The organism is Laedolimicola ammoniilytica, assembly GCF_025567165.1.
GTDB classification, from domain to species: domain Bacteria; phylum Bacillota; class Clostridia; order Lachnospirales; family Lachnospiraceae; genus Laedolimicola; species Laedolimicola ammoniilytica.
On record NZ_JAOQKC010000013.1, the window covers coordinates 9,450 to 13,977 of the forward strand.

A 4,528-nucleotide genomic window follows, 5' to 3' on the forward strand; every position below is an offset into this window, starting at 1 on the left:
GACGCATACCTCTGGCAGACGGTGGAGAATAAGCAAAAATTCATCAGTCAGATCATGACTTCTAAATCGCCGGTGCGTTCCTGCGATGATGTGGACGAAACGGCGCTTTCCTTTGCCGAGATCAAAGCCCTGTGCGCCGGAGATCCCCGCATCAAGGAGCGTATGGATTTGGATGTGGAGGTATCCCGCCTGAAGCTGATGAAAGCCGACCACCAGAGCAAGCAATATCGTCTGGAGGACCAGTTGCTCAAATACTTCCCGGAGGAGATTGAAAAGCACAAAGGCTTTATCAAGGGCTTTGAATCCGATCTGGAGGTTTTGGCAGCGCACCCGCACCCGGAGGACGGTTTTGCTGGTATGGAAATCCGTGGCGATCTGCTGACCGATAAGGAGAACGCCGGCGCAGCCCTTTTGGATGCCTGCAAGGAGGTCAAAACCTCCGATCTGGTGCAGATCGGCAGCTACCGGGGCTATGCCATATCCGTGGAATTTTCCGCTTGGAAACAGGAGTATACGCTCCTGCTGAAAGGACAGATGACCCACCGGGCAACCCTTGGTACAGACCCTCGCGGAAATCTTACCCGTATCGACAATGCCCTCGCCCTGATGCCCCAGCGTCTGGAGGCGGCAAAGGCCCAGCTGGATAACCTCTATCAGCAGCAGGCTGCCGCAAAGGAGGAAGTCGGAAAGCCATTCCTTTATGAAGAAGAACTGCGAAGCAAAAATGCCCGTTTGGTGGAGCTGGATACTTTGCTGAACATCGACGGAAAGGGACAGGCGCACGCCGAGGCTGTTGTTGCCAAAAGCACACGGACTTCGGTGCTGGACAGCCTGAAGCGCCCGGTGACGCCCCGCAGTACAGACAAGAAACCAAAACAGCATGAGGAGGTGCGATAACATGAATACCAATAATCTGAATACGGCCCTTTATGAAAAGATGGCCACTGAGCAGGAAAAATATAGGGACTGGTTGAAAAGCCAGCCCCCGGAAGAAATCCTGCACCACACCTATGAGTACACGGTGCGGGAGGACATCGTGATGGCGATGGAGCAGCTGGAGCTGACCGACACACAGGCACAGGCGCTTTTGGATTCCCCCTCGCCGCTGGCTGATGTGTACCGTTATTTTGAAAAGCTGGAAACCGGCTACATGGATGTGATCCGGGACAGCATTGAGAACCGTGCCGATGATGTGTGCAGGGCGCAGGAAGAATTACGAACTGCCCCTCTCTACCCCCATTCTGCCGCCTATGCGTCCGAGCATGGAGAGATGGCACAATATAACCGTTCGTATCAGGCGAACAGCGCCTGCAAAGAAGCCATTGAGCAGACCATCAGCGCCCACTATGCAGAGAACCGGCTGGATACGGAGGCGGCGGTCAAAGATGTGCTGGAAAAGTTCGGGGCGGAACGGGTACAGTTCATTCTTGCAAACACCATCCAGCACAAGAACCATGACGGGCGTATCTCTCAGGACAATAAAGCCTGGGCAAAAACCATTCCCATGCCGGAGGACAGCGGCGCTTCCCGCCACTGCGCCTATCTGGTTGTGGATGGGGTCAATCCCGGTCTGACCGATCTGTTTACCAGGCAGGCCAGAAAAACCATGCAGGAACAGCAGAAAAGTTCTGTCCTGCAAAAGCTCAAACAGGAACCACCTGCCCATAAGCCTGCCGCCCCGAAGAAACAGGAGCCGGAGCGATGAGCAGCCCCAAGCGCAAGCGGGATGTGCCGGTTCTGTTTTGGGTATCCGCTGATGAAATGGAGTTGATTCAGCAGAAAATGGCACAGTTTGGGACAAAAAACCTGAGCGCCTATCTGCGGAAAATGGCTGTGGACGGCTATGTGGTGCAGCTGGATTTGCCGGAACTGAAGGAACTGGTAGCCCTGCTGCGCCGGAGCAGCAACAACTTAAACCAGCTGACCCGCAAGGTGCATGAGACCGGGCGGATTTATGATGCCGATTTGGAGGATATATCCCAGCGGCAGGAACAGTTATGGGAGGGAGTTAAAGAGATACTGACACAACTCTCCAAACTTTCGTAACCGGGACAAATACCCCATCTGCGGAGGGAGGAACGGCGTTTCTTCGCCGCGCCTTCCTCCGCTTTTTCTTTTTGCCCGTATCCTTGCCTTTTGGCTGTAAGACAGGGATAATGGAATCAGGAACAGGAACTGTGATTTTGGGAGGAGGCATAACAATGAGGGCATTGGTGTTTTTGTTAAAACTGTTGTTGAAGATTTTGGTAGCTCCGGTAATTCTGACACTGACCCTGTTCGTTTGGATTTGTGTGGGGATCGTCTATGTTTCCGGTCTGGTGCTGGGGCTTATCAGCATGATGGTTGCACTGTTGGGTGTGGCGGTCCTGCTGACCTGTTCCCTGCAAAACGGTATTATCCTGCTGGTGATGGCATTCCTTATTAGTCCCTATGGTCTGCCGATGGCTGCCATCTGGCTGCTGGGCAAGGTGCAGAACTTGAAGTTTACCATTCAGGATTTGGTTTATGGATAAAATGTGCGGTCACAAAAATGCCAGACAGTGTCTGTTAAATTGCTGTATTTACTTCTGTGCTACATCCGTGTATAATAGTAGCACGAAAGGAAGTGATGGATGTGACCAAATCAGAACGGTTTGAGCAATTAGACAGACTTCTGACCGAGCATGATGGGATGCTGCAAACCGCACAGGTAATCGCCAGCGGAATTGTAAAACCCATTTTTTATGAATATGTCAAAGAGAAAAATCTTCAGCAGGTTGCTCACGGAATTTATGTCTCCGAGGACACCTGGATTGATGCGATGTTTCTGTTACATCTGCGATGTGGTCAGGCAGTATTTTCCCATGAATCAGCGCTATTTTTCCATGACTTGACAGACCGGGAACCATCTCCATACGCTATCACGGTGCGCAGAGGGTACAGCACCACTCGCTTAAAGGCAGAGGGCCTTTCTGTTTACACCATCAAACCAGAACTATATGAGGTAGGGCTGACAACTGGCCAAACACCTTTTGGGCATACGGTTCCTGTCTATGATATGGAGCGCACCATCTGCGATCTGCTCCGCAGCCGAAGCAGCATGGAAATACAGACTTTTCAAGGTGCGCTGAAGATGTATGCCAGAAGAAAGGACAAGGATCTGCGGACTTTGATGCGGTATGCCGGTATGTTCCGGGTTGAAAAAATTTTACGGCAGTATTTGGAGGTGCTTTTATGATAAAGACAGCAAGGCAGCTTAAAGATTTGATTCGCAATCTTTCCAGAGAAAAATCTGCGGATGCACAGCTTTTAATGCGAAACTATATGATGGAGCGTTTTCTGGAGCGTATTTCCCTTTCTGAATATCGTGATAAATTTATTCTGAAAGGCGGGATGCTGGTAGCGGCAATGGTTGGACTGGATGCCCGTTCCACGATGGACTTGGACGCTACTGTAAAAGGAGCCAATGTTAATGTAGAGGACATCGAGAACCTGATTTCTGCTATCGTGAGTGTGCCGATTGATGATGGCGTCAAATTTCAGCTGAAAAGCATTTCAGAGATTATGGATGAAGCGGAGTATCCTGGGATTCGGGTCAGCATGACTACAACCTTTGACGGTGTGGTGACACCTTTGAAGATTGACATTTCCACAGGGGATGCCATTACCCCCAGGGAGGTACGCTACTCTTTCAAGCTGATGCTGGAAGATCGCTCCATTGACATTTGGGCATACAATCTGGAAACCGTTCTGGCTGAAAAGCTGGAAACAATCATCACCAGAACCACCACCAACACCCGCATGAGAGATTTCTATGACATTTATATTCTGGATCAGCTCCACGGGAACACATTGAACCGGCAGACGCTCTATGATGCACTGTTGGCAACTGCCAAAAAACGCGGAACCGAACGGCATCTTGCAGAAGCTATGGATGTTTTGAATGAAGTGGAAAGCAGTCCTGTGATGCAGAAACTTTGGGAATCTTACCGCAGGAAGTTTTCCTATGCGGCAGATCTGGAGTGGAACATCATCATGAGGGCGGTTCGCAGTTTATATGCGCTCTGTGAAAAGGAATCGAGCCTATGAAGAAGCATGGACATTATTGTAAAGTCTGCGGAGAATATAAGGCTAACGAAAAATTTTCCGGCAAAGGTCATGCGGCGCACATCTGTAAATCCTGTGCTTCTTTATCGCCGGAGAAACAAGCGGAGCAAATGACGGTAAACCGCTTACTGAATCTCCCTTGGCGGTTATCAAAGGAGCAGATTTCCTGGTTGAAAAACCGAATGAAAGATAAGCGCCCGGAAGTTCGTGCACTGGCAAAAGAACAATACGAGATGAGGTTTCCTCCGAAGCGGTTAGAGGACATCGAGGACGATTTTATAGAATAGCAAAAGCGGTCTGCACCATGCAGGCCGTTTCTTTTTTAGAAAGGAGGCCCTTCTATGGCAACCACACGCATCATGCCCCTGCATATCGGAAAGGGGCGCACTGAGAGCCGAGCAATCAGCGATATTATTGATTATGTGGCAAATCCGCAAAAGAC

Annotated in this window: 6 protein-coding genes and 1 pseudogene; all 7 read left to right on the forward strand. The window is 50.3% G+C overall.

Features of this window, described 5'->3' with window-relative positions; all coding sequences use genetic code 11:
* A pseudogene (locus OCV63_RS10470) lies at positions 1–897 on the forward strand (SNF2-related protein); the annotation flags it as partial.
* A gap of 1 nt (position 898) precedes the next feature.
* Positions 899–1,705 (forward strand): DUF3848 domain-containing protein, encoded by an 807-nt coding sequence (locus tag OCV63_RS10475; RefSeq protein ID WP_055200198.1) that lies wholly within the window; start codon positions 899–901, stop codon positions 1,703–1,705.
* A complete protein-coding gene (locus OCV63_RS10480; RefSeq protein ID WP_055200200.1) occupies positions 1,702–2,046 on the forward strand; it encodes a plasmid mobilization protein in 345 nt (114 codons plus the stop codon). Before OCV63_RS10475 ends, OCV63_RS10480 begins: the two co-directional genes overlap by 4 nt.
* 155 nt (positions 2,047–2,201) lie before the next feature.
* On the forward strand, positions 2,202–2,513 hold the full coding sequence (locus OCV63_RS10485) for a CD1845 family protein (protein ID WP_082420115.1): 312 nt from the start codon (positions 2,202–2,204) through the stop codon (positions 2,511–2,513).
* A gap of 158 nt (positions 2,514–2,671) precedes the next feature.
* The gene (locus OCV63_RS10490) at positions 2,672–3,217 is read left to right on the forward strand and encodes a type IV toxin-antitoxin system AbiEi family antitoxin domain-containing protein (protein ID WP_227097388.1); all 546 of its coding nucleotides are present in this window, start codon (positions 2,672–2,674) and stop codon (positions 3,215–3,217) included.
* Positions 3,214–4,068, forward strand: coding sequence for a nucleotidyl transferase AbiEii/AbiGii toxin family protein (locus OCV63_RS10495; RefSeq protein ID WP_055200201.1), 855 nt, complete (start codon positions 3,214–3,216; stop codon positions 4,066–4,068). Before OCV63_RS10490 ends, OCV63_RS10495 begins: the two co-directional genes overlap by 4 nt.
* A complete protein-coding gene (locus OCV63_RS10500; RefSeq protein ID WP_015528507.1) occupies positions 4,065–4,373 on the forward strand; it encodes a hypothetical protein in 309 nt (102 codons plus the stop codon). Before OCV63_RS10495 ends, OCV63_RS10500 begins: the two co-directional genes overlap by 4 nt.
* Positions 4,374–4,528 lie beyond the last annotated feature (155 nt).

Bases quoted from the DNA above. Each gene is read 5' to 3' on its own strand.
- OCV63_RS10475 (WP_055200198.1), top strand. From the start codon at position 899: ATGAATACCAATAATCTGAATACGGCCCTTTATGAAAAGATGGCCACT.
- OCV63_RS10480 (WP_055200200.1), top strand. From the start codon at position 1,702: ATGAGCAGCCCCAAGCGCAAGCGGGATGTGCCGGTTCTGTTTTGGGTA.
- OCV63_RS10485 (WP_082420115.1), top strand. From the start codon at position 2,202: ATGAGGGCATTGGTGTTTTTGTTAAAACTGTTGTTGAAGATTTTGGTA.
- OCV63_RS10490 (WP_227097388.1), top strand. From the start codon at position 2,672: ATGCTGCAAACCGCACAGGTAATCGCCAGCGGAATTGTAAAACCCATT.
- OCV63_RS10495 (WP_055200201.1), top strand. From the start codon at position 3,214: ATGATAAAGACAGCAAGGCAGCTTAAAGATTTGATTCGCAATCTTTCC.
- OCV63_RS10500 (WP_015528507.1), top strand. From the start codon at position 4,065: ATGAAGAAGCATGGACATTATTGTAAAGTCTGCGGAGAATATAAGGCT.